33 protein-coding genes are annotated in these 20,506 nt (G+C 43.7%); 15 read left to right on the plus strand and 18 right to left on the minus strand.

Annotated features, from left to right (window positions below; all coding sequences use genetic code 11):
* The first annotated feature begins 265 nt into the window (after positions 1-265).
* The 4 genes from zwf (at position 266) to mdtI (ending at position 3,888) form a co-directional block, all read left to right on the plus strand.
* Entirely contained in the window at positions 266-1,741 is a 1,476-nt protein-coding gene (gene zwf / locus AB204_RS14720; RefSeq protein WP_047964124.1) for a glucose-6-phosphate dehydrogenase, read from the plus strand.
* A 182-nt stretch (positions 1,742-1,923) separates the two neighbouring features.
* Positions 1,924-2,730, plus strand: coding sequence for a hypothetical protein (locus AB204_RS14725; RefSeq protein WP_047964125.1), 807 nt, complete (start codon positions 1,924-1,926; stop codon positions 2,728-2,730).
* Positions 2,731-3,167: 437 nt separating this feature from the next.
* Positions 3,168-3,554 (plus strand): multidrug/spermidine efflux SMR transporter subunit MdtJ, encoded by a 387-nt coding sequence (gene mdtJ, locus AB204_RS14730; RefSeq protein WP_047964126.1) that lies wholly within the window; start codon positions 3,168-3,170, stop codon positions 3,552-3,554.
* Between the two features lies 1 nt (position 3,555).
* On the plus strand, positions 3,556-3,888 hold the full coding sequence (mdtI, locus tag AB204_RS14735) for a multidrug/spermidine efflux SMR transporter subunit MdtI (RefSeq protein WP_047964127.1): 333 nt from the start codon (positions 3,556-3,558) through the stop codon (positions 3,886-3,888).
* A gap of 71 nt (positions 3,889-3,959) precedes the next feature.
* On the opposite strand, the gene AB204_RS14740 is transcribed toward mdtI, so the two are convergent.
* A complete protein-coding gene (locus AB204_RS14740) occupies positions 3,960-4,304 on the minus strand; it encodes a RidA family protein (RefSeq protein ID WP_047964128.1) in 345 nt (114 codons plus the stop codon).
* Positions 4,305-4,605: 301 nt separating this feature from the next.
* On the opposite strand from AB204_RS14740, the gene AB204_RS14745 reads away from it, so the two are divergent.
* Positions 4,606-5,868, plus strand: a complete 1,263-nt coding sequence (locus AB204_RS14745) for a tyrosine-type recombinase/integrase (protein WP_047964129.1) — start codon at positions 4,606-4,608, stop codon at positions 5,866-5,868.
* A gap of 135 nt (positions 5,869-6,003) precedes the next feature.
* On the opposite strand, the gene AB204_RS14750 is transcribed toward AB204_RS14745, so the two are convergent.
* The 14 genes from AB204_RS14750 to csrA all read right to left on the minus strand — a co-directional run bounded on the left by AB204_RS14750 (position 6,004) and on the right by csrA (position 11,529).
* The gene (locus AB204_RS14750; RefSeq protein ID WP_047964130.1) at positions 6,004-6,324 is read right to left on the minus strand and encodes a hypothetical protein; all 321 of its coding nucleotides are present in this window, start codon (positions 6,322-6,324) and stop codon (positions 6,004-6,006) included.
* A complete protein-coding gene (locus AB204_RS14755; protein ID WP_047964131.1) occupies positions 6,314-6,586 on the minus strand; it encodes a hypothetical protein in 273 nt (90 codons plus the stop codon). The genes AB204_RS14750 and AB204_RS14755 overlap by 11 nt, the downstream gene beginning before the upstream one ends.
* Positions 6,587-6,588: 2 nt before the next feature.
* Positions 6,589-7,176, minus strand: a complete 588-nt coding sequence (locus AB204_RS14760; protein WP_047964132.1) for a KilA-N domain-containing protein — start codon at positions 7,174-7,176, stop codon at positions 6,589-6,591.
* A 213-nt stretch (positions 7,177-7,389) separates the two neighbouring features.
* The gene (locus tag AB204_RS14770) at positions 7,390-7,614 is read right to left on the minus strand and encodes a hypothetical protein (RefSeq protein WP_047964134.1); all 225 of its coding nucleotides are present in this window, start codon (positions 7,612-7,614) and stop codon (positions 7,390-7,392) included.
* Positions 7,611-7,955 (minus strand): hypothetical protein, encoded by a 345-nt coding sequence (locus AB204_RS14775; RefSeq protein ID WP_047964135.1) that lies wholly within the window; start codon positions 7,953-7,955, stop codon positions 7,611-7,613. The genes AB204_RS14770 and AB204_RS14775 overlap by 4 nt, the downstream gene beginning before the upstream one ends.
* 12 nt (positions 7,956-7,967) lie before the next feature.
* Positions 7,968-8,567, minus strand: a complete 600-nt coding sequence (locus AB204_RS14780) for a hypothetical protein (RefSeq protein WP_053067921.1) — start codon at positions 8,565-8,567, stop codon at positions 7,968-7,970.
* Positions 8,567-9,427, minus strand: coding sequence for an ORF6N domain-containing protein (locus tag AB204_RS14785; protein WP_047964136.1), 861 nt, complete (start codon positions 9,425-9,427; stop codon positions 8,567-8,569). Before AB204_RS14785 ends, AB204_RS14780 begins: the two co-directional genes overlap by 1 nt.
* The gene (locus AB204_RS14790) at positions 9,427-9,645 is read right to left on the minus strand and encodes a hypothetical protein (protein WP_047964137.1); all 219 of its coding nucleotides are present in this window, start codon (positions 9,643-9,645) and stop codon (positions 9,427-9,429) included. The genes AB204_RS14785 and AB204_RS14790 overlap by 1 nt, the downstream gene beginning before the upstream one ends.
* Entirely contained in the window at positions 9,638-9,931 is a 294-nt protein-coding gene (locus tag AB204_RS14795) for an ANR family transcriptional regulator (RefSeq protein ID WP_047964138.1), read from the minus strand. The genes AB204_RS14790 and AB204_RS14795 overlap by 8 nt, the downstream gene beginning before the upstream one ends.
* A complete protein-coding gene (locus tag AB204_RS14800) occupies positions 9,928-10,263 on the minus strand; it encodes a hypothetical protein (RefSeq protein WP_047964139.1) in 336 nt (111 codons plus the stop codon). Before AB204_RS14800 ends, AB204_RS14795 begins: the two co-directional genes overlap by 4 nt.
* Positions 10,264-10,337: 74 nt before the next feature.
* Positions 10,338-10,748: a hypothetical protein gene (locus AB204_RS14805; protein ID WP_047964140.1), complete on the minus strand. Its 411-nt coding sequence runs from the start codon at positions 10,746-10,748 to the stop codon at positions 10,338-10,340.
* Between the two features lie 2 nt (positions 10,749-10,750).
* Complete coding sequence (locus tag AB204_RS23080; RefSeq protein WP_167336748.1) at positions 10,751-11,179, minus strand: hypothetical protein; 429 nt, start codon at positions 11,177-11,179, stop codon at positions 10,751-10,753.
* On the minus strand, positions 11,157-11,360 hold the full coding sequence (locus AB204_RS14815; RefSeq protein ID WP_047964141.1) for a hypothetical protein: 204 nt from the start codon (positions 11,358-11,360) through the stop codon (positions 11,157-11,159). Before AB204_RS14815 ends, AB204_RS23080 begins: the two co-directional genes overlap by 23 nt.
* Positions 11,353-11,529: a carbon storage regulator CsrA gene (gene csrA, locus AB204_RS14820; protein WP_047964142.1), complete on the minus strand. Its 177-nt coding sequence runs from the start codon at positions 11,527-11,529 to the stop codon at positions 11,353-11,355. The genes AB204_RS14815 and csrA overlap by 8 nt, the downstream gene beginning before the upstream one ends.
* Before the next feature lie 99 nt (positions 11,530-11,628).
* On the opposite strand from csrA, the gene AB204_RS14825 reads away from it, so the two are divergent.
* On the plus strand, positions 11,629-11,862 hold the full coding sequence (locus AB204_RS14825) for a hypothetical protein (protein ID WP_047964143.1): 234 nt from the start codon (positions 11,629-11,631) through the stop codon (positions 11,860-11,862).
* Here AB204_RS14825 and AB204_RS23085 read toward each other — a convergent pair.
* From AB204_RS23085 to AB204_RS14840, 3 genes are all read right to left on the minus strand, one after another.
* Entirely contained in the window at positions 11,840-12,097 is a 258-nt protein-coding gene (locus AB204_RS23085; protein WP_047964144.1) for a hypothetical protein, read from the minus strand. The two genes, AB204_RS14825 and AB204_RS23085, sit on opposite strands and share 23 nt — an antisense overlap.
* Positions 12,098-12,197: 100 nt before the next feature.
* A complete protein-coding gene (locus tag AB204_RS14835; protein ID WP_047964145.1) occupies positions 12,198-12,392 on the minus strand; it encodes a hypothetical protein in 195 nt (64 codons plus the stop codon).
* A 251-nt stretch (positions 12,393-12,643) separates the two neighbouring features.
* Positions 12,644-13,618, minus strand: coding sequence for a helix-turn-helix domain-containing protein (locus AB204_RS14840; RefSeq protein WP_161796573.1), 975 nt, complete (start codon positions 13,616-13,618; stop codon positions 12,644-12,646).
* A gap of 100 nt (positions 13,619-13,718) precedes the next feature.
* Between AB204_RS14840 and AB204_RS14845 the strand changes: the two genes are divergently transcribed.
* The 9 genes from AB204_RS14845 to AB204_RS14885 all read left to right on the plus strand — a co-directional run bounded on the left by AB204_RS14845 (position 13,719) and on the right by AB204_RS14885 (position 20,382).
* Positions 13,719-13,958: a helix-turn-helix domain-containing protein gene (locus AB204_RS14845; RefSeq protein WP_047964146.1), complete on the plus strand. Its 240-nt coding sequence runs from the start codon at positions 13,719-13,721 to the stop codon at positions 13,956-13,958.
* 81 nt (positions 13,959-14,039) lie between these two features.
* Complete coding sequence (locus tag AB204_RS14850) at positions 14,040-14,336, plus strand: hypothetical protein (protein WP_411354720.1); 297 nt, start codon at positions 14,040-14,042, stop codon at positions 14,334-14,336.
* A 422-nt stretch (positions 14,337-14,758) separates the two neighbouring features.
* The gene (locus tag AB204_RS14855; protein WP_047964147.1) at positions 14,759-16,384 is read left to right on the plus strand and encodes a DEAD/DEAH box helicase; all 1,626 of its coding nucleotides are present in this window, start codon (positions 14,759-14,761) and stop codon (positions 16,382-16,384) included.
* Positions 16,381-17,358, plus strand: a complete 978-nt coding sequence (locus AB204_RS14860) for a DUF7146 domain-containing protein (RefSeq protein ID WP_084728582.1) — start codon at positions 16,381-16,383, stop codon at positions 17,356-17,358. The genes AB204_RS14855 and AB204_RS14860 overlap by 4 nt, the downstream gene beginning before the upstream one ends.
* Positions 17,359-17,360: 2 nt before the next feature.
* Positions 17,361-18,143, plus strand: coding sequence for an antitermination protein Q (locus AB204_RS14865; RefSeq protein ID WP_047964148.1), 783 nt, complete (start codon positions 17,361-17,363; stop codon positions 18,141-18,143).
* A 231-nt stretch (positions 18,144-18,374) separates the two neighbouring features.
* Positions 18,375-18,551 (plus strand): hypothetical protein, encoded by a 177-nt coding sequence (locus AB204_RS22830; RefSeq protein ID WP_161796574.1) that lies wholly within the window; start codon positions 18,375-18,377, stop codon positions 18,549-18,551.
* 96 nt (positions 18,552-18,647) lie between these two features.
* Complete coding sequence (locus AB204_RS14870) at positions 18,648-19,355, plus strand: DNA adenine methylase (protein WP_053067922.1); 708 nt, start codon at positions 18,648-18,650, stop codon at positions 19,353-19,355.
* 90 nt (positions 19,356-19,445) lie between these two features.
* Positions 19,446-19,748 carry a phage holin family protein gene (locus tag AB204_RS14875; RefSeq protein WP_235428098.1) on the plus strand — a complete coding sequence of 101 codons (303 nt, stop codon included), beginning with the start codon at positions 19,446-19,448 and terminating at the stop codon, positions 19,746-19,748.
* A 232-nt stretch (positions 19,749-19,980) separates the two neighbouring features.
* Positions 19,981-20,382, plus strand: a complete 402-nt coding sequence (locus tag AB204_RS14885; RefSeq protein WP_047964152.1) for a structural protein — start codon at positions 19,981-19,983, stop codon at positions 20,380-20,382.
* Positions 20,383-20,506: the final 124 nt, after the last annotated feature.

The following is a 20,506-nucleotide window of genomic DNA, read 5'->3' on the forward strand; positions in this document are numbered from 1 at the left end:
TCGCTATTTGGTATGAATTCCAGCCAATTTTCAATATCAACATAAAATCAGCATGAATGTAAAAAAACAGTATACAGAAAATGAGATGTGAAGGTTATTTGAGCAGTTTTTTCCAATGAATTCTATATTGCAATTAACCAGACGACAATATGAAAATTGGAGGGCATACATGAATAATCAATGTTTACTGCTTATAACCAAAAGGGTACATTACTCGCAGATTCTGTAAAAAAATTACAATATCCCGTAATTGAGGAGATGCAACATGGCGGTGACGTCTACAGCTCAGGCTTGTGATTTGGTAATTTTTGGGGCGAAAGGAGACTTAGCACGCCGGAAATTAATGCCTTCCCTTTACCAGTTAGAAAAAGCGGGTTATATCCATCCAGATACCCGAATTATCGGCGTCGGTCGTGCTGACTGGGATAAAAAAGCCTATACCAAAGTCGTTGAAGAAGCGTTGGCTACATTTATGTCCGAGAAATTGGACCCTGAATTGTGGAAAAAGCTGAGTTCACGTCTGGAATTCTGTAATTTGGACGTTAATGAAACGAAACATTTCACCGAATTGGCAAAAATACTTAGTAAGGATAACTTACCAGCTATTCACTATTTTGCCATGCCGCCAAGTACGTTTGGCTCAGTGTGTCATGGGTTAGGGGCTGCGGGATTGAATAAAGAACCCAATCGCGTTGTGATGGAAAAGCCGTTGGGAACGGATCTTGCCTCTTCCAGAGCCATCAATGATGAAGTTGCAAAATACTTCAATGAAAGTCAAATCTATCGCATTGACCACTATTTGGGTAAAGAAACCGTATTGAACCTGTTGGCGTTGCGTTTTGCCAACTCACTTTTTGTCAATAACTGGGATCATCGCACGATTGATCATGTGCAAATCACCGTTGCTGAAGAAGTCGGAATCGAGGGGCGTTGGGGGTATTTTGATCAGGCCGGACAGATGCGTGACATGATCCAGAATCATCTCCTGCAAATTCTGACGATGATTGCCATGTCTCCCCCAGCAGACCTGTCAGCCGATCGCATTCGTGATGAGAAAGTAAAAGTTTTGCGTTCATTGCGTCGGATTGATCAGACCAACGTACGGGAAAAAACGGTTCGCGGGCAATATACCGCAGGTTTTGTGCATGGTAAAAAAGTGCCCGGCTATCTGGAAGAAGAGGGCGCAAATAAAGCCAGTAAAACGGAGACTTTTGTATCAGTTCGTGTCGATATTGATGATTGGCGTTGGTCTGGCGTGCCTTTCTACCTGAGAACAGGAAAGCGCTTACCAGCTAAATGTTCAGAAGTTGTTGTTTATTTCAAAGAGCCTTCTCTTAATCTGTTTGCTGAATCCTACCAGCAATTACCACAGAATAAATTGACCATCCGCTTGCAGCCAGATGAAGGTATTGATATCGAAGTGCTGAATAAAGCACCGGGATTAGAACATAAGCACCGTTTACAAACGACCAAACTGGATTTGAGTTTCTCTGAAACATTCAATCAGACACACCTTGCCGACGCTTATGAAAGGTTACTGTTAGAAGCTATGCGCGGTATTCAGGCCTTGTTTGTCCGTCGTGATGAAGTAGAAGAAGCATGGAAATGGGTAGATTCCATCATGGAAGCATGGGCTGCGGACAATGAGCCACCGAAGCCTTATCAGGCAGGTACTTGGGGACCTGTAGCTTCTATCGCCATGATTACCCGCGATGGGCGTTCATGGAACGAGTTTGAATAACGAGTTCTATTTTTCTATTATTTATCTGACCGTATTCTGCGGTCAGATCTCTTCCACACTGATTCTTTTTTCAATTCCTTGAAATTCGTCACGTTTAAAAAAGTTACCATAGGTTATTAATTGGTTGATTTTAATGCAGTAAGAATGAAATGCAGTAAGAGTGAATAGGAAGAGAGGAAATTATGCGTGCTGATGATCCAAAAACTTGGCATGCCCAATGGGCGCTAAGACGTGAGCAGATAAACCGCGTGAGAGGCAGGCAGGGAGAAGATGTTGGTGATGAGTGGGTTTCTGAACGCATAAAAAGGTATGATAACAGTGCATCAGAAAACGCGCTATCAAGGTTGGATGTAGTTTATAAAAACAAAGCCAAAATAATTCACCATAACTGTCTGGATATATTTAATGTTAACGATATACCGGGAGACAGAAGACACAAACCTCATCCTCAACAACCACACGAAAGTTTAGAGAATATATATATTCTTGAACGGTCTTGGCCTGAATCCAATAGGCATATACGGCAGCGGCCTAGATTTAATGTGTTTAAACAGTGTTGTTGGCCTAACCCGAGACGTGATGACGACGACTGTTATTATTATGTGATGAAAAGAATAGATTCAATGGAGGCGCCAGTACACGTTCCGAATGGACATTACATATACGTTATATATTCTGATATACCCCAGATTGTTGTATGTAATTTTTGTGATTTCTCTAAGCCTCTGGTTACTGGTCACACTTCGTTAATCAAAGGCAGGATTTTATGGTATCGCCATGATGCCAGCCAGCCGCTCCCAAATGATGATGAGATCAATTATGCAGCATACCCTGTACTATTAGCTGGTGAGCTTTTTTTTACTGGTGGCAAATTAATCCGATGGAATAATCGGAGTGGGCATTATCGCCCCAGAAGTTCTCCTGTGTTAGAATTTGGCGCAACAGATCATATATTGCCCCGCAAACTGTTTCACCGAGTTGACTTGTAAAGTTAACTGCTTACCTGAAAAATTTGCTTGTCAGTTGTATTTATTGTTTAAATATGCTAGAAATACAAATTAATCAATTACATCACTAATATGAGGGTTCGTAGTATATCACGCAGTGAACATCGTGTGATGAAAGAATAAAATATCATGAATAGCGCCAAAAGCGTCAACATTCAACACAGTAACAAAATTCAACGTTGTACCCACGTTTTTTTCCTCTCAGCTATCTTATCCAGTGAGCACTACTGGTGCGGCGCTCTTTAGGGCCTTTCTCCTGTTAACCGGTTTTTCACCGGCAATTCTTATTTGTCAAAATATTTGGCTAAAACGTCAGTTTGATTTCTGATATCGCGTAATTGCATTCGCGGCTGCTCTTGTTGGCATTTATAGCTTAAATATCTTGGCATGCTTTTAGCAGTATGTTCAGGAGAAAAATAATGATTTATTGGATGTTTCTTATACTGGCGATTGTGGCAGAAGTGATTGGTACTCTGTCAATGAAGCAAGCCAGCGTTTCGGGTGATTTTACAGGCATGATCGTGATGTACACCATGATCACAACTTCTTACATTTTGTTGGCCATTGCCGTGAAAAAAGTAGCATTAGGCGTGGCTTATGCCTTATGGGAAGGTATTGGTATCCTGTTTATTACTACTTTTAGTGTACTGTGGTTCAACGAATCTTTGTCATTGATGAAGATTGGGGGATTGATATTGCTGATGGCCGGAATTGCCTTGATCAAAATAGGATCAAAAAAAGCCCCCGGCAATTCGTCAAATGGTTCCTTAAACAATACTTCAAGCAAGCAGATGAAGGATGCATAACATGTTGACCCAATTTGAATGGTGGCATGCTGCGTTTCTGGTTCTGGCGGTTTTTTTAGAAATCATTGCGAATATTTTTCTGAAATTATCTAACGGTTTTCAACGCTTTTGGATAGGTATTTTATCTTTAGTTGCGGTATTGGGGGCTTTTAGTTCGTTGGCTCAGGCAGTTAAAGGCATTGAACTTTCTATCGCTTATGCTTTATGGGGAGCATTCGGTATTATCGCGACTGTGGCAGCGGGTTGGATTATGTTCAATCAGCGGCTGAATTTTAAGGGATGGGGTGGCATTGTGCTGCTGCTAGTCGGCATGATTATGATCAAAATGGCTTAAGCCTCATCGACAAAATGGCATTGAGTGAGTGGCATGGTTCTCAATGCCATATGAGTTTTGATGAGTTCAGATTATAAAGCAGCGATAATTTTGATTTCTACTTTATATTTTGGATTCATCAATTCAGCCTGAACGGTACAGCGGACAGGTGCACTTCCGGCAACAACCCAAGCATCCCAAGCCGCATTCATACCCGCAAAATCAGCTTTGTCCGCCAGAAAAATCGTTGCATCCAAAATCTTACTCTTATCGGATCCAAGGCGATGTAACAGGGTATCAATGGCTGCCAGTGTATCGGCGGTTTGTTCTGTAATATCGCCATCCAGCTTTTCTGGTACGCTAGTATAATAGATAGTGTCATTGTGAACGACCGCTTCTGACCAACGGGTATCTGGATCAATGCGTTTAATAGTCATTAAATCTCCTGTTAATTCATACAGTTTTTTGCTGAATTGGGTGGTTATTGCAACTCAGTATTGGCATAATTCTGCCACATTTTATTAAAAAATGCTTCCATATAGTCAAATTGTATCATCAACAGTCAAGCATGCTCATTGATTTTGGTTTAATTAATTGATTTTTTAGTAAAATATTTTTATTTTTTATTTTTCATAATCATCAATAGTCATAAACATTAATTTGGTATCATGAGAAATATGTACATAAGTGCGTACATAAACTACATTAAAAGCTGTATTGTTTTTTGAGGAAAGTGATATGGCTATTACTGATTCATGGCTCCGTTCTACCAACGGCAAGCCCCAAGAGAAAATGACCACTAAGACAGATAGGGATGGCTTATCTATCCGTGTCACTCCTAAGGGGAAGATTATATTCCAATTTAGATATCGCTGGAATGGCAAAGGGGATCGCATTGATATAGGAACCTATCCGGCGACTGGCTTAAAAGATGCGCGTGACGCTGTAACTTTCTACCGTGGAGAATTAGAGCAACATCGCAACCCTAAGATAGTCAAGCGTGTTCGTAAAGAGTCTGCATTAAGCGCCGTGACTGTAGAGGGGCTTATAGGGGATTGGTGGAAAACAACAATGCAAGGTTTAAAGGTTAACGCAGATGACATATTACGTTCTTTCGAAATTCATGTTTTCCCCAAAATTGGTGAATTACCCCATGATGAGGTAACTCTGCATGTCTGGCTCTCTTTAATTGAAAGTGTTACTAAAAAAACGCCATCAATTGGTACTCGAATATTGACATATTCTAAGAGTGCTCATAGATGGGCTGTCCGACGAGGAATGACTAATTTCACTCCCTTATCTGATGTGGTAACAAGTGATCTAGGAGGAAAAATCACCGATTCTGATATTGACGATTTCGACTCTGAGGTGGGTGAAAGGACACTAAGTGAAGAAGAATTGGTAGTGCTTTTCCAGCTAATTAATGCCCCCAAATATAATCCACGTAATGCACTGATAATAAAATTTTGCTTGTTATTTGGATGCCGTATCGGTGAGCTATTTAAAGCTAAAGTAAGTGATTTTGACTATGAAAAGAATGTTTGGATTATCCCTCCTAAAAACCATAAGACAGGCAGAAGATCTAAGAAGCCTCTCATTAGGCCCATTATTCCAGCAGCTAAGGAATTAATTGAGCAAGCGAAAAGATTGAACCATGGAAGTTCATATTTGTTCACAATATCCAGCGGAGAGCCTTTTGCTCGTGGATCACATGTTACAATAACTAAAATCCTTAATAAAAGAATGTCTATTTACTTGCCTGATTATGAGAACTGGTCAATCCACGACTTACGCAGAACCATGCGTACAGGGGTATCTGAATTAACGCCGCCTCATGTGGCCGAAATCATGGTAGGACACAAATTACCGGGTGTATGGCAGGTGTACGATAAGCACACCTACCTAAACGAGCAGAGAGAGGCATACGAGCGCTGGTGGGATAAGCTGACTAGAATTGTTTCCCGTCCTCCCAGTCAAAAATGTCCTGTCGCAGAAAGTTGAGCTGGTCAGATTTAAATCTGGGTTTTGGGAAGCCTTCTCGTTTTTGCTTCCCATTGCCACACCACAATCTTATCGTGTGTGGTTTTACACCATATCGATCTGCCAGTTCCTTTGTTTTGATGTAGGGTGATCCTGTCATTGCCCAGCTCCTTTCTGATACCCGCTCATCAAAATCATTTTTGCCACCATTGCAGGTGTTGCCTTATCACTCCAAGTCGCATCAAAAATAATGGTGTTCAGTTCCTCACTGAGAATATCGTCCAAGTTTTTTGGCCTTGCAGAGTAGGGCGCCTCATCGGGCACCCCGTTCATGACGTCGATAGTCAGTACAGCGATTTCCTTTTCTCCCCGTTCTGGCTTGCGATATCCTGCCTGCCATACTGCATCGGTGATATCAGTCGGATCGCCCCAGACTGAGGCGATAATTTGTGCGAGGTGGAATGCGTTATTGATCATTTCTAGCTCTCCATCCCGCCGAAAAAAGTTGAAAATATTTTTTAGTGTAACTGCTGAAATATTCACCACCTTGATATTTAACTAATAAATTGGTATTAAATTGAGGGCTGTTAGTGATAAATTTCTCAAACTCTGCCTGACATAAAGCTGATTTTTTTCTTTGTTCATTCGCCTTCTTCAACAACCAATCCGTCCACTCGCGCCCATCATCAATGTGACCGGGTAAATCAATGTCGTTCTGTGCGTTATCGATACTGATCATTGTTATTCTCCACTGTTCTCATCAAAGCCTATGGATATTTGACCCGCTTCCCGCAAGGCGCTAATCATTTTCTGCCGCTTTCCCTTGGTCTTTTTACGAGCGTTCATGATTTGGCTGCACACAGAAAGCAGTTCAGTTTCTTTCTTTTCATCCCGTGCTAGCTGGTGGCGTAATTCATCAAAGTGCCCAACCATGTGATCAAGTGATGGCAGGGCATTGATGCTGATGCCTGAATTTCCCGATTTGAAATCGATAAATGCCTGATTCACGTCAAGCTGAAAATCCGGCCGAATCCATCCGGCATAAGAAACTGCTATCAGTTCATGAGCATAAGTGCCGGGTGATGTGCCGCCATTGTTCACATCGACTACTTTTCGAGCAGACGCCAAATCTGGCGTCTGGATATTTTTCAATAGCTTAGATTCAAGTTCAGCAATGAGTTCTTTGGCGTGCTTGGTTCTCAGCCATCTGTTTGGTGCTTTTTCTTCACCCTCACTACTGGCCTTATGTAATGTGTTCAGGTTGTAGCGCCCGAATTCATCAAGAGGAATTTCAACGCCGACAACCACGGGTAACAATTTGCCTTTCATTATTTTCTCTTCCCCTTTTTGCCGTTCTTCAATGGGGTTATCTTCACGCTTGCCACTTTTGGTGCTGGTGGCGGAGGAGGGCAAACGCCCTCGTTAATGTGTTGATTATGTCTCATGCGGTGGATATGCCGCTGTGTGTGATCCCTGCCGTCGTCGATGCGGACTACCGTTCTGACCAGTTCGTCGTTGATGTCCACCCTCTGGCGGTGTTCCTTAGTCACGGCCTGCCTCCCTGCAAATGATTTTGTAGGCACGCATCATGTGGTTCGCTTTACCTGTGATTGTGGTCTTTCTGAAAAGCACACCGACGGAAGAAGCACGAACAGGCGTAGCTAACAGGGCGGCATCAACACAACGATGGTGCTTGCGGCGTTCGGTAATGAAACTGGCAATGATGATTTGCGCCGTGCTGCCTTTGTCCTGATAGTCGATTTTCATTGAAACATCCCCTTGGCTGCCAGCGCGTCACCCATGTCGTTGATCATGCTTTGCCATATCTCACGCCCGTAGCCCGTCAGGTAGCCATTGACTACGCATTTTTCCATTAGATTAATGGCTATTACTTCCCATGCCGGGTAATTCTGCTGTAGGGCTTCCAGTGCGTAACTGTCCACCAGCTCGCGAATACCTTTTACCCCATCGACAATAGCGACATTGATTTCTGTTTTGCCGACCTGCATCGTGAAGTGATCACCGCCGTTACGGGTCGTTACATCGTGATAGATAGCGGCTGCGTAGGTGTTCGCCAGTGCGTTGAGGCGAAAATTTTTCGTTATCATCTGGGCCTCCTGTCAATGAATAGCCGGCATAGTGTCAAGCTCACCAGCCTCTACCGCTTTGATTAATTCATCGTGCAGGATGGAAAGCCCCTCGCGTCCTTTCTCAGATAACCGGTTGCCGATCTCTGGCGGCATATTGATAAAATCCATGTACATTCTGACCGCCATATCCGCGCCTTCTTCGCTACCGAACTGCTCAAAGGCGATCCCCTCAACATGGGTTGCTAACATCATGCGCTCTGCTAATGGGTATACTGTGATTGCCGATGTTCCATTAACGTAGATGGCTGCGGTATCAGTGCCTCCCTGACCGTTATCAACCTCACGAGTGCCATTTCTGTCTATTTGCTCTTGCACAAATGAGGCTGATACAACCCATCGCCATAACACCAAACTCTGTTCACTGGTTGGTTCATAAAAGCCCGCTTTCCAGCCATGAGAGATAGCCAGTACCAAATCAAAACCTAACAATAAGTCACGGTCATACTGACCCGCGTCCAACGTCTTTAACGCTTCCGCATAACTGATGATTTCGCTGTTCGCGGCCTCAGTGATAACAATCACGCCATACTTGCCGTAATCAAATGCTGTTTCAGTGTGATGCTTGCTCATTATTTACCCTCCAGTGTATAAATGGCTTTGTCGTGGTGGTATTCACCGTTCCATGATTTCTTCATGGGAAGTTCGCCTTTCATGTACAGGGCGTACAGGCGGTGACAACCTTTTTCCAGTAACACGGCGGTGCGGGTGATAAAGGCGTCCTTTCCGCGAGGGGTTATCTCGTTTTCATCTTCGGTGAGATAGCGATCACGGGCATACGAAGCGACACGCCAGCGCGGCTTTTTCTCAGGATCTTTCTGCTCGTTGTAAAGCCAGTTGCGCTCCATTGCCCACCACATGATTTTGGCGGTATTCACCCCGTTCAGACCCTTACAGAAAGCGGGAATGGTCATTCCTTTGGTGAAGTATTTCTCCAAGCTATCTACGGTGGCATTCAGGGTTTTGTTTTCCCCCTCAAGGCGCTCAACGTTCTCGGCATACACGGACAGCATTGAACGTAACTTCGCGGGATTGCTGAGTAACTCAGCTTCCGTTGTGATATTGTCGCGACGAGTGAAATAGAATTCGGTCAGGTCGTCGAAGTAATTCCATGCTTGATCAGTCTCCAGCATCTTGGAATGGTTGGCTGCACCGCGTTCTGTCCAGAGGGTGAGATTTCTCGTATGTTTGTTAACTGACCCACAATTAGTGGGGCAGTTCTTAAACTGCTTTAATTCCTCGCCTTCCAGTTTGAAATAGTGTTTGCCTTCAATAAAGCGATCCTGATTACGACTGAAATTCATCTGGATGCTCTTGGCGTCAGTTCCATAACCTGCGGCTAATCGCTCAGTGTCCACAACACGCTGACCGCGATATTCAACGATCTGTAATTCTCTGGCGGATACTGGAACTAATTCGTCTTTCTTGGTCATTATTTAACTTCCTTCATTTCAATTTTCATTCTTTTTGCTAAACGACGCATAGCTCTATTAAGCGGCACTCTCATCTCTTCACCTTCTATCGGAAAATTAGAGAGGTATTTTTTTGAATTTAAATAATCCTGCTTTTTGTCTATTTCTAATCGCATACCTTGAGATAAGGTCATTCCCATATAACCTTGTTGTGTTTTACTTCTTTTTCGTTTAGCCATTAGCTATCACCTGTTTATTTATATGTTCTTTCAGTGCTTCTGCAATTCGCCTGGTATCTTCTATTGCGGCGGCTTCTTTTGGGGTTCTTAACACCTTGCTGTAACTGTTATGTAATGAGTGTCTTTTTTCATTATGTAATTGGCGATATTCAGCCCATAGTTGAGTATTAAGCGTGGTTGCTAAGTTTTTAGCTTTTCCCCAATATTCGGCGGCAAGGTCGTATTTTTCTTCTTTCTCTTTCTGGATGGCTGTATTAGCAAAATCTAAATAGGTTTTATTTGTCATGTTATTGGCTCCGTTTTCTTAGCAATAAGTTTCAATATCTCATTCATAAACTCATTACCCTCTTCGGTTAAGTTTCCGAACTTGGTATAAAAACTGTTATATGTCCTTACAATAAGTTCCTCTGCTTCCTGTTTGCTCTTAAGTGCAAATACATCTAATTCAAAGAAGCGGATTAAAGCGATGTTTAATATTTCTTCGTCTAAATCCAGTTGGTAATTAAATCCCCCTGTCTTTACAATGACAGAATGACAACCATGTTTTTTTTGTAATGCATTCAATTTAACGTTAATAAATGCCTTTCTCTTTCTTTTAAGCAAAGCTGATTGTGTCATTTTCTATTCTCCGTTTTTGGATAAAGCGATCCCCCAGCGATGGCGCTGTAATTAAATTTGTTTTATTGTTTTTATTATTCTAATTCTGCTATTTGTATTTCTAATATAGCTATCTCTGCATCCAATAAATCCATTTCATGCATTGCTTTTGAATACTTTTTACGTAAGGCTATTTTTTCTCTCTCTCGCCTGAGATCCGCTTTCAGTTCTTCCAGTACCTGAGCATGGCGCTTTATGAATTCGGGGCGCATCTTGCCAAGTTCCAGTGCAGTGGTTCCATCTTCCTGTTTAACTTTTTTAGCGGGGAAGTTACTTTCCTTGTTTTCATCATTAAACTGCTTTTGCGCCCGAACGTAGGCTAGTTTATTCAGTGCGCCGCTCTCACTCAGATAAGCCTTGTTAGCACCACGAATGATATAGACTTCGCGTAGTTCAATCCGGATATCTTCGTTGGTGGCTATTTCAATAGGTTTAAATGTTTTCATGGTTATTCCACTCCTCGAACTCGTGCTATTTCTTGTCCTGCTGCAATAATATATTCTGATATTATGACCAGTGCAGTAGTGGTATCGTTATCTTCTCCGGCATCAATAAGATTACTTATTAATACTCTTGATCTTTCAATTGCATTTCTGGCTGGTTCTAATTCTATTTTTAAATCAGAACCTGTTTTTTTTGTTTCGATAACTGAATCAAGAATACTGTCTAATTCATTAATATCCTGATACTGATCAGTTGATAATCTACGTACGGCACGTAATGTTGCGTGAGTATCAGCATCGGCTTCATTTTCAACTGCGGTTAATAATGGTACTAATATAGCCTGCATTTCTTCATTAATTTCCAATATGCTCTGCAAATAAGATTTTCCACCAATTAATATGTTCATGTTATTAATCCCTGTTTTGCTCTTCACGGTTATATTCCTCAGCAACTCCCCTTAATTTTTCAGCCAGCACCTTAGATTGACGATGAATACCACGGCACATTAAATATGCATCGACTGGAGTCCCTCCATCAATCTCACACATCAATGGGACTAATTGCACTTCAATTTCTTCTGCAATATCGATGGCTGTTTGTAGTTTATTATTCATGTTTAATTCCTTGTTGGATTCGTTGATAAATTTCCTCACGATGCACAGGAATATCTTTCGGTGCTTCAATTCTGATTTTTACTTTACTACTTTGAGTTCTTAATACTGTTATTACGATATCGTCACCTATCATAATTTTTTCTTGTGGGCGGCGAGTTAGGGTTAACATTTTTGTCTCCTTGATCATATTATGCTGATTTACCTTTTTATTTTACCTTTTGGTTAGTGATACGCTTAACCGTTCTCATAACAAATAAGGTAATCAAGTATGCTTAAATCTACACTTATTGCTAAATGCTTATTGCAATGCCGTATGATTCCAGACCTCAATACCGGAGAAAATGCAGTAGTAAGCATTTTTAAGGAGTATTTCCCACAACATTCATTCAATAAATGGAATACTCACCTACCCGATAACGTGATTCATTTTTATTTAAAAGCCTCTAAAGGCAGTGCCACAATTCGTGTTGATTCATTCATTAAAGATTTGTGGGATCTTTGATTGCTGCAAATGCTTTATGTTTATGAGTTATGGTTTTCCCAGCCAAATTAGCTTCATGTTCCAATGAGGTGCTATCAACTGATAGTGCCTCCAGCACCGCTTTAAGGAAAAATAAATAATCAGCCGATATTGCAGATTTTGTATTCAAGCAACACAAAGGAGCACCATTGATCCGTAATTCAATTATTTTCCCATTGTTACTATTTGCAATAATTTCTGGTTCATACTTTTTCATTTTCATACCCTCAGAATTAATATTGTTTATTTCAGTTACGATTAACTATTTGACCCATCCAGCCAAGGATTACATATGTGGGAAATAATTAACTCGATTTTTATTTTGCTCTAGAATGGTTTTTAAGTTCTTCTTCAATAAACCAACTAGATATATCGGCACTGAGTTCACTGGCCAGATCTATTAAAACAGCAATATCCGTAGGTTCCATTGTTGGATTATATTTAGATAGCATTGCCAATATTGTGCTGGACTGAGTTACTTTTTTTTCAATTTGACTAATTTTGGTAGACATAAGACGCCCTTTAAAGTGGTGATGTTATATATTCTTTGTGTGTATAAATAATACGAGTTGTATTTTATCAAATCAACATTTATTTGTATTAAAAATACAAGAAAATATTTAATATATTGATTTTTAAGAAAAAATATTTTTAAGGTAATTCTGTAAGTGTGTTTTACGTCACAAAATCAATAGATAGGCATAAAAAAACCCTCATAATGAGGGTTGGGTTGAGGCGGGGGGAACAAAAAAGGGAGTTTGGGTTAGTCGAGTACTACAGCGTACCAAAATAGTTTCCCAATGACATTCACACTATCCTGATCGGTCATTTCATCCTCATATTCATCGCGGTTGTAACTACGGATAAGCAACTTGCCTCCGGGCTTACGGTACAGACATTTGATTCTTTTTAGCCCATCCTGTTCAATCGCATAGACTTTTCCATCAATAATGTTTTTGTTTGCCGTATCTATAGCTACAGTTGCTCCATCTGGTATAACTGGCCCCATGCTATCTCCCTTTGCAGGGAAGCAGAGGATTGTTGAACCATCAACTGAGACCCCCATTCTTCTTAACGCTGACTTCGCAAATTTTAATTTAAATCCGTTGCGATCAATGTTAGCCAGACTGCCATCACTATATACAAATTCAATATCTGGCAAGAACGGAACTTCCACTTCATTATCATCTAATGGAGCACTATCCCAAGCAGATACAGTTCCCCATTCATTTTCAGGGGGAGTTTCTGACTGAGTCCAAGGTTTGGAAATATCGTTTCGTTTTGTTTCACCAACACCATTTAGGAGCCAATCTAAAGAATAGCCGTATATGTCACTGATTTTCTGGGCTGCTTCTCGGCTAATGGCATTTCTGTTTAACCAGTTATTAACCGTTTGAGCACTAACAGTTAATCGTTCAGCCAGTTCCTTTTGCTTTATATCCTCATTGGTAAGTATGGTCTTTAAGCGATTTCTAAGAGAGTTATCTTCATGATGGGTGTTCAGTATGGGGCTACTTTTTTCTGCGTGGGTTACTAACCCTTCATAGTCAAAGCTAATATTATCAAGTCCGATAGTTTTCATTAGCTCCATGATTGTGCTGATTGAAGGAACCCTTCTTCCATTTAACCAATGCCCAACAGCCCCTTGAGTAACCTCTAGGGATTCGGCTAATTTTTCTTGGGATATTCCCAGTTCTCTCATTCTGGACTTAGCCAGCTCATACCATGTCTCTTTCATATGTTGATTCTCTTTCTGAATTGTGAATATTTCAATGTACATTTTGTATTGATTATACACATGATGTTATATATGATCTCCTTTACTTGGAGGAATCAACATGAATTCGATAAAAAAATACAGAAAGATGGCAAACCTGAAACAGAAAGACTTAGCTTCATTAGCTGGCTTAACTCCTTCAGCTATTAGTCACTATGAAACAGGTATTAGAACCCCTGACATAGCGACGTCTAAAAGACTGGTGGGTGCATTAATGGCTAAAGGCATTAAGTGTAGCTTAGATCAACTTTTTGCAAATAGCGCTCAAAGCCTTCCACCGCCCGAGGTGAGCCATGAATAACTTCCAATCAATGGTGGTTTATGTACTGGCGTTCTGGGTGATCCCTGTCTGGGGTGTGTGGTCTGTGGTGGGGTTTTCGTGATGTCGGCTTTTCCTGATTACACCAAAGTCACCATGCCATCGCATTTCTACCCTGACGATGGCACATGGATTCAGGAAGTGCTGGCAAAACTGCGGGCAAGTACCCGAGCGAAGATCACCGCTCAGTATTCAGAAGTGTATCAGTCAGCATGGGATAACGAGCCAGTGTCATACCGGAAAGACAATGCAGCCAGACGGGCGGCCAATATCCGGCTCAGGGAGTTCGTCGTGAAGTATGAGAGAGCGGCACAGGGGTATACAGCGGAGCCGATGGGAGTAACAACATGTCCAGTTTAATTCTAAGTGCGTACTCGTTGATAAGTACATTCATGTATCAGTTAGGTAGTACATCGGGGAAGAGGGGAAAACTTTCTAGGGGGGGGGAAGGGGGGGGTGATCTTTGAAAGGGGGTGTTAGGGAAGGCACAGCCAAAGGAAGAACTCAGATCTTATATATAGATCACTATAGGGATATCAAAATCGCACAGACGCTTAGACGTCCAAATGGGAAAAATAAAAAGGCTTTTCTCTGGCAGTGGAAATTATTCAAGTGAGGGTATCAATGTTAAGTGAGAATGGAAGTGTAAGAGGGTGCAAGAAACTGAACAGCCAAACTTTGCAGGGTGCAACTGCTCAGGCTCTTGCAATAGGTAATACAGATGCGGTTACCTGCGCGAATTATCACACGGCAGCACAGAAAAATAAACAGGGAGTAACATCATGCTAGAAATTACCCCTAAGTTTGCTCAGGAACGCGCTTTGAACATGTTGCGTCAGGACTGGAAAAACTTTAATTCCTTCATGGTGTACGCCCCGACAGGTGCAGGCAAGACAGCCCTGTCCGCCTTTATCACGTACGGTTTTGTGTCAAAGGGAAAGAGAGTGCTCTTTGTGGCACCGTTTACCGTATTGATAAATCAGACTGCGCAGCGCTTTATCGAGTATGGATTACCGGAGGATGAAATCGCTTTTATCTGGCGTGATCACCCCAATCAAAACCCGAAAAAACTGATTCAGATTGCGTCGGCTGACACGCTGATCCGTCGTGACTTCCCCGAAGACATTAATCTGCTGGTGATTGATGAAGCGCACCTGAAACGTAAAAAGATACTGGAAGAAATCACCCGGCTGACCACCGAAACGGATTGTAAGGTCGTCGGACTATCGGGAACCCCTTTCTCGCCGTTCTTGGGTCACTACTACCAGAGGCTGATAAAGCCAACCACGATAAAAGAGTTAATCCAGCGCGGTGATCTGAGTGCTTATGAGTTTTATGCCCCCACTAAACCCGATTTAACCGGGGTGAAATCATCTCAAAGCGCTGAGTACGGCAGCGACTACAAAGAAGACGAAATCGCCGAGATCATGTGCGGGGCTGATTTGGTCGGCGATGTGGTCAGCAGTTGGCTGAAATTGGGTGAAAACCTGCCCACTATCTGCTTCTGCGTGAATGTCAGTCACGCCAATTTCGTCACGATGGAGTTTAACCGTGCTGGTGTGAATGCGAAGGTAATGACCGCCAATACCCCGCATGATGAGCGTGACCTGATTATTCATCGCTTTGAGCAGGGCGCAACGAAAATCATCGTCAATGTGGGCGTACTCGTGGCGGGTTTTGACAGTGACGTGCGGTGCATCATTTACGCCCGTCCTACTAAGTCAGAAATCCGCTGGCTCCAGTCAATCGGCAGAGGCTTGCGTACCGCCAAAGGTAAGGCCCGATGCGTCATTCTGGATCACTCCGGTACTGTCCATCGCCTCGGCTATCCCGACGATATCGAATATGACGAGCTGCCCCGCAAAAACGACGGTATGAAGTCCAGCTCCAGTCACCGGGAGCAGGAAAAACGCGAGAAGCTGCCGAAAGAGTGCTCATCCTGTCATTACATGAAGCCCGCTGGCGTTTATGTCTGTCCGAAGTGTGGGTTTAAGCCACTGTCAGGCGAGGATGTTGAGGTGGATACCAGCCGCACCATTCAGAAGCTCAGCAAGAAAGAGCGTATCTATACACAGGCTGAAAAGCAGAGTTTCTATTCACAGTTGAAATATTACCAGAACCAGCGGGCTTCACAGGGTAAGGCGGTCAGTGACGGTTGGGTATCCAACACGTTTAAAGACAAGTTCGGCATCTGGCCGCGTGGATTCCATGATACCCCGCAGGAACTGACGCCCGAAGTGAATAACTTCATCAAACACAAACAGATTGCGTGGGCGAAAAGCCGCAAGAAAGCCAAACAGCCGTCCAGCCACGAACAGCAGGGGCTAAACCTTGAAGTGGCCCGCCATAAGGTACGTGAAATACGTGAAAAATTAGGTGCCCCATCATATCAGGGAGACACACAGTGAACAGAATAAAAACCGCTGATGCCGTTATCGGTCACTGGCCTGAAATCTTCGCTTACTACAAATTGCCCCCCGTGACAGGGAAAAAGCACTTTAAAGGGAAGTGCCCGATATGCGGGCGGAAAGGGAAGTTTCGCATTGATGATCGTGATGGCAGGGGGACGTTTATTTGCACCGGTCATGCTGGGGATGGCTGGGCGTTGCTCCGACTGACTCAAGGCAAGGACTACAAGACTCTGGCCGATGAGATTGATCAGCTATTGGGTATCCAGTCAGATAAACGCAGTGTGGTTAAAAAAGAAACTAATATCACCACGTTCAGAAACAAAGTCACTGCCTGCTATGCCAATTTACCCGGCCTGAAAGGGACATCGGGCGAAGACTACTTACGTAACCGGGGCATTCATACTTTACCCGCTGACAACGTGAAGTATTGCCCCGATCAGCCGGTCCGCAACGGGAAGCTGCAAGCGATATGGGCGCTGGTGACGGATGCCAAGGGCACGCTGTGTTATCTGCACCGCACTTACCTTGATGGGGACAGGAAGGCGAATATTACCCCGCAGAAAAAACTGGATTCCACGCAGGAAGAGAGTTATCGCGATCATGCTCAATCACCGGCGATACGCCTGTTCCCGGTCGATTCAACGCTGGGCATTGCAGAAGGCATTGAAACCGCACTGTCCTGTAAACAGATTTACGGCGTCAACACATGGTCAGTGGTGAACACGGGCTTTATGGAACGCTTCCGTGTGCCCGGCGGGGTTAAGCATCTCATCATCTTCACGGATATGGACTGGAACGCCGCAGGTCATGCCGCCGCAATGTCATGTGCTCATGGAAACTTATTGGCGAATAACGAATTAGAAAAGGTCAGCGTTCGCTGGCCTGACCACGGCGACTTCAACGATATGCTCCAGAACGGGGATGAAGCCAGAGAATTAGTATTTATGAAAAAAGCACGGGAGATGGCATAACTATGAAGCTGGAGTCAGCATTAAAACACTTTCATCCGAAGTCACCGACTTTTAGTGATGTGTCAACCAGTACCGCCCCGGACAGAATGAAAGGCATGGATACCGCTGCGGCTTTAGGGATGGCTGAATCACAGGCGAAGTTTGGCATGACGGCCTTTTTTGCCAAGAACAACGTCAGTGAAGAAGACAAATTCAACACCGTGGAAGAACTGACCCGATACGCAAGGCGAACTGTACCGAAACTGATCTCGAAGGCCGCCGGGAATAAACTGGGGCAATGTCTGGTGATCTTGTCCAAGATGGCGTTTGAGAATTACGCCCGTTCAGCCGCGTCAACCTGTCAGTGCTCGGAATGTGGGGGTAAGGGGTTAATCAAAAATCAGCAGTTATCGGGTGCAAAATTCTATCGGGCGAAAGTTTTAGGTAACTACGGTTATTGTGAGTCAGATCCTCAATATGAAGCGGTCGAAGCACTGTGCCAAAAATGCAACGGGAAAGGCGTTCTGTCAAATCGTTGTCGTTGCAAAGGGCGAGGCTTAGTACTCGATGAGAAAGAGACAGCATTACAGGGTATACCCGTTCATAAAATCTGCCCGCGATGTTCGGGGCGAGGTTACAGCAAAGTGCCGTCGTCGGTGGCTTACACAGCAATCAAGGCTTACTTACCGGAACTGAACGAAAGAACATGGCGGCGGAACTGGAAGCCCTTTTATCAGAAGCTGGTGGAGAAGTGCTATACGGAAGAAAAGCGAGCAGAAGTTGCATTCAATGCGGTGACAAAATAAACCGTTGCATTTTGTCCGGCCTTGGTCTAACATCTTCAAATAGTGGGAACTTGTAACTATACTCACTACGAATTTTCAGACCTCGCTTCGGCGGGGCTTTTTCGTATCTACCCGTAGTCAACTCAGCGTTCACAACTCAACCACCAAAAGATTTTTGGTAGTTCAAAATCCCGATGCCGTAAATCCGGTAACGGAACTAATTCAAGTAGTTATTCCAAGGCTGCGCATGGCGTGGCTTTTTTGTTTTTGGTCGCCAACTACCGTGTAAGTGTTGGGTGCGTTGCGGATTTACCTATTCCAGCCGACCGCAAACGCTCATATTGGCAGGATCACAATTTAACATCTGAAATTATGCAGGGTTATACCTGCTATCAGTACGCACTGCGTATCTACCGCCCTCAATTCTGAGGGCACCCTATTCATAATCAGGTCGCTACGGCGGCCTTTTTTGTTTTCTGGCGAATAAATGTTTGTACCAACAGAGGGGCAGGAACGGTGAAATACATGGGCAGTAAAGCGCGGATAGCTAAATATATTGCGCCCTTCATTCTGGATCATTTAACGACAGAGACTGTTTATGTTGAACCCTTTGCGGGCGGCATGAATATGGTGAGTCACATCAATACCAAACATGCTGGCCCTGTTATCGCTGCCGATAGCCACGAATACCTGATACAAATGTGGGACGCATTACTCTCTGGCTGGCAGCCACCGGGGCAAATCTCACGAGAACAGTACTACGCGATAAAGAATAACCAGAATGAAATCCCGCATCTAACAGGATGGGTGGGTTTTGTCTGTAGTTACGCGGGTAAATGGTTCAATAGCTACGTGGGAACTGGGCAGGTCAAATCCGGGCGCGTTCGTGATTATCAATCGGAGGCCATCAACAATATTCAGCGGCAGTTGTCTGAGTTAGATGGCGTCATATTGCAGTGTTGCGATTACCGTGTATTGGATATACCCGATGGGGCTGTAGTTTATTGCGACCCGCCTTATGTGAATACTCGGCAATACCGCGATGCCTTTAATACGGCTGAGTTCTGGAATTGGGTTCGTGAGTTATCGAATCGCTGTACTGTCTTTGTTAGCGAATACACCGCGCCAGATGATTTTAATTGCATTTGGTCACGTGAAGTTACTAGCGGTATCTCTGGAACAAAAACGACATCAATTGAATCGCTATTTATGCTGAAATCCAGCTTACCTTAACTATTAACCCATTACTTTTAACCGACTCACAGGGGTAACCATCGTTCACCCCCACGGACGCCCATTGTTCAAATGGGGTGGAATATGCGTATGCCAAATAAAGACCCAAGCGGCTTTGAACTGTATCAATGGCTGATACTGCTGCTGCTTTCAGCATGGGGCGGGATAGTCCGCTACATCATCGATATAAAAACCAGCAATGCCCGCTGGAGTTGGTTCGGGGCAGTGGCTCAGGTAGTCGTTTCGGGCTTCACCGGACTGATAGGGGGCTTTATCAGTTTAGAAGCGGGACTGAGCTTATACATGACATTCGCCAGTGCGGGGATGTGCGGCGCGATGGGAAGTATTGCCCTCACGTATTTCTGGAACAGACTGACAGGTGATCACAGATGATTAAGGAAATATGCGGTGTGAGGATATTTCCCCTGATTGTAATGTTATATCAGGTTCGGCGCTGGTGGACGCTACGCAAACTGCGGAACTGGTGGCGTGATGATATGCATTTTTTGAAATTAGTCCGTCAATACAGGCAATACAAACAGATAAATAACCATTTCAGTTTTGACCGACGCTACCGATTTCTTAGGCGATTGACAGGGTATGAACAACAACGGGGAATAATCTGATGAGCAGAGGCATTCGTAATAACAACCCGGGCAATATTGATCACAACCCCGCTAATAAGTGGCAGGGTCAATTGCCACACGACCCGAAGATTGAAAAACGCTTCTGTCGTTTCGAGACGGCGGAGCACGGTATCCGGGCACTCATGAAGCTGCTGACCAATTACCACAAGAACGGTTATCAGAGTGTGGCCAAGATGATAGACCGCTGGGCGCCCGATATAGAAAACAACACCTCAGCCTATATCAAGGGTGTTGCTAAGGCACTGAATGTCGATTCGAATCAGATTCTGGACATCAATAAACCCACGCTGATTGCGCTGGCTAAATCCATTATCCGGCACGAGAACGGCAAGCAGCCTTATTCCGATGACATCTTCACACGGGCATTTGAGATGCTATGAAATTCAACAGCCAATACTTCACCCTCGGTGCTTTTGCTGTCGTCGCTGGCCTGCTTTGGTTCTATTACAGTGAGTATCAGGGCAAGGCCGAAGAATACCGTAGTTTAAAACGACAGTATGACGA

Source organism: Xenorhabdus khoisanae, assembly GCF_001037465.1.
GTDB classification, from domain to species: domain Bacteria; phylum Pseudomonadota; class Gammaproteobacteria; order Enterobacterales; family Enterobacteriaceae; genus Xenorhabdus; species Xenorhabdus khoisanae.

What these genes read in the sequence shown, in the direction of transcription:
- AB204_RS14755 (WP_047964131.1), bottom strand. Translation starts at nt 6,586, where the DNA reads ATGATCAGTATCGATAACGCACAGAACGACATTGATTTACCCGGTCAC.
- AB204_RS14800 (WP_047964139.1), bottom strand. Translation starts at nt 10,263, where the DNA reads ATGACACAATCAGCTTTGCTTAAAAGAAAGAGAAAGGCATTTATTAAC.
- AB204_RS14805 (WP_047964140.1), bottom strand. Translation starts at nt 10,748, where the DNA reads ATGAAAACATTTAAACCTATTGAAATAGCCACCAACGAAGATATCCGG.
- mdtI (WP_047964127.1), top strand. Translation starts at nt 3,556, where the DNA reads ATGTTGACCCAATTTGAATGGTGGCATGCTGCGTTTCTGGTTCTGGCG.
- AB204_RS14750 (WP_047964130.1), bottom strand. Translation starts at nt 6,324, where the DNA reads ATGATCAATAACGCATTCCACCTCGCACAAATTATCGCCTCAGTCTGG.
- AB204_RS14745 (WP_047964129.1), top strand. Translation starts at nt 4,606, where the DNA reads ATGGCTATTACTGATTCATGGCTCCGTTCTACCAACGGCAAGCCCCAA.
- AB204_RS14825 (WP_047964143.1), top strand. Translation starts at nt 11,629, where the DNA reads ATGCTTAAATCTACACTTATTGCTAAATGCTTATTGCAATGCCGTATG.
- AB204_RS14795 (WP_047964138.1), bottom strand. Translation starts at nt 9,931, where the DNA reads ATGACAAATAAAACCTATTTAGATTTTGCTAATACAGCCATCCAGAAA.
- AB204_RS14790 (WP_047964137.1), bottom strand. Translation starts at nt 9,645, where the DNA reads ATGGCTAAACGAAAAAGAAGTAAAACACAACAAGGTTATATGGGAATG.
- AB204_RS14840 (WP_161796573.1), bottom strand. Translation starts at nt 13,618, where the DNA reads ATGAAAGAGACATGGTATGAGCTGGCTAAGTCCAGAATGAGAGAACTG.
- AB204_RS14740 (WP_047964128.1), bottom strand. Translation starts at nt 4,304, where the DNA reads ATGACTATTAAACGCATTGATCCAGATACCCGTTGGTCAGAAGCGGTC.
- AB204_RS14855 (WP_047964147.1), top strand. Translation starts at nt 14,759, where the DNA reads ATGCTAGAAATTACCCCTAAGTTTGCTCAGGAACGCGCTTTGAACATG.
- mdtJ (WP_047964126.1), top strand. Translation starts at nt 3,168, where the DNA reads ATGATTTATTGGATGTTTCTTATACTGGCGATTGTGGCAGAAGTGATT.
- AB204_RS14785 (WP_047964136.1), bottom strand. Translation starts at nt 9,427, where the DNA reads ATGACCAAGAAAGACGAATTAGTTCCAGTATCCGCCAGAGAATTACAG.
- AB204_RS23085 (WP_047964144.1), bottom strand. Translation starts at nt 12,097, where the DNA reads ATGAAAAAGTATGAACCAGAAATTATTGCAAATAGTAACAATGGGAAA.
- AB204_RS14815 (WP_047964141.1), bottom strand. Translation starts at nt 11,360, where the DNA reads ATGAATAATAAACTACAAACAGCCATCGATATTGCAGAAGAAATTGAA.
- AB204_RS14885 (WP_047964152.1), top strand. Translation starts at nt 19,981, where the DNA reads ATGAGCAGAGGCATTCGTAATAACAACCCGGGCAATATTGATCACAAC.
- AB204_RS14875 (WP_235428098.1), top strand. Translation starts at nt 19,446, where the DNA reads ATGCCAAATAAAGACCCAAGCGGCTTTGAACTGTATCAATGGCTGATA.
- AB204_RS14870 (WP_053067922.1), top strand. Translation starts at nt 18,648, where the DNA reads ATGGGCAGTAAAGCGCGGATAGCTAAATATATTGCGCCCTTCATTCTG.
- AB204_RS14835 (WP_047964145.1), bottom strand. Translation starts at nt 12,392, where the DNA reads ATGTCTACCAAAATTAGTCAAATTGAAAAAAAAGTAACTCAGTCCAGC.
- AB204_RS14845 (WP_047964146.1), top strand. Translation starts at nt 13,719, where the DNA reads ATGAATTCGATAAAAAAATACAGAAAGATGGCAAACCTGAAACAGAAA.
- AB204_RS14775 (WP_047964135.1), bottom strand. Translation starts at nt 7,955, where the DNA reads ATGATAACGAAAAATTTTCGCCTCAACGCACTGGCGAACACCTACGCA.
- csrA (WP_047964142.1), bottom strand. Translation starts at nt 11,529, where the DNA reads ATGTTAACCCTAACTCGCCGCCCACAAGAAAAAATTATGATAGGTGAC.
- AB204_RS14725 (WP_047964125.1), top strand. Translation starts at nt 1,924, where the DNA reads ATGCGTGCTGATGATCCAAAAACTTGGCATGCCCAATGGGCGCTAAGA.
- AB204_RS14770 (WP_047964134.1), bottom strand. Translation starts at nt 7,614, where the DNA reads ATGAAAATCGACTATCAGGACAAAGGCAGCACGGCGCAAATCATCATT.
- zwf (WP_047964124.1), top strand. Translation starts at nt 266, where the DNA reads ATGGCGGTGACGTCTACAGCTCAGGCTTGTGATTTGGTAATTTTTGGG.
- AB204_RS14865 (WP_047964148.1), top strand. Translation starts at nt 17,361, where the DNA reads ATGAAGCTGGAGTCAGCATTAAAACACTTTCATCCGAAGTCACCGACT.
- AB204_RS14780 (WP_053067921.1), bottom strand. Translation starts at nt 8,567, where the DNA reads ATGAGCAAGCATCACACTGAAACAGCATTTGATTACGGCAAGTATGGC.
- AB204_RS14850 (WP_411354720.1), top strand. Translation starts at nt 14,040, where the DNA reads ATGTCGGCTTTTCCTGATTACACCAAAGTCACCATGCCATCGCATTTC.
- AB204_RS14760 (WP_047964132.1), bottom strand. Translation starts at nt 7,176, where the DNA reads ATGAAAGGCAAATTGTTACCCGTGGTTGTCGGCGTTGAAATTCCTCTT.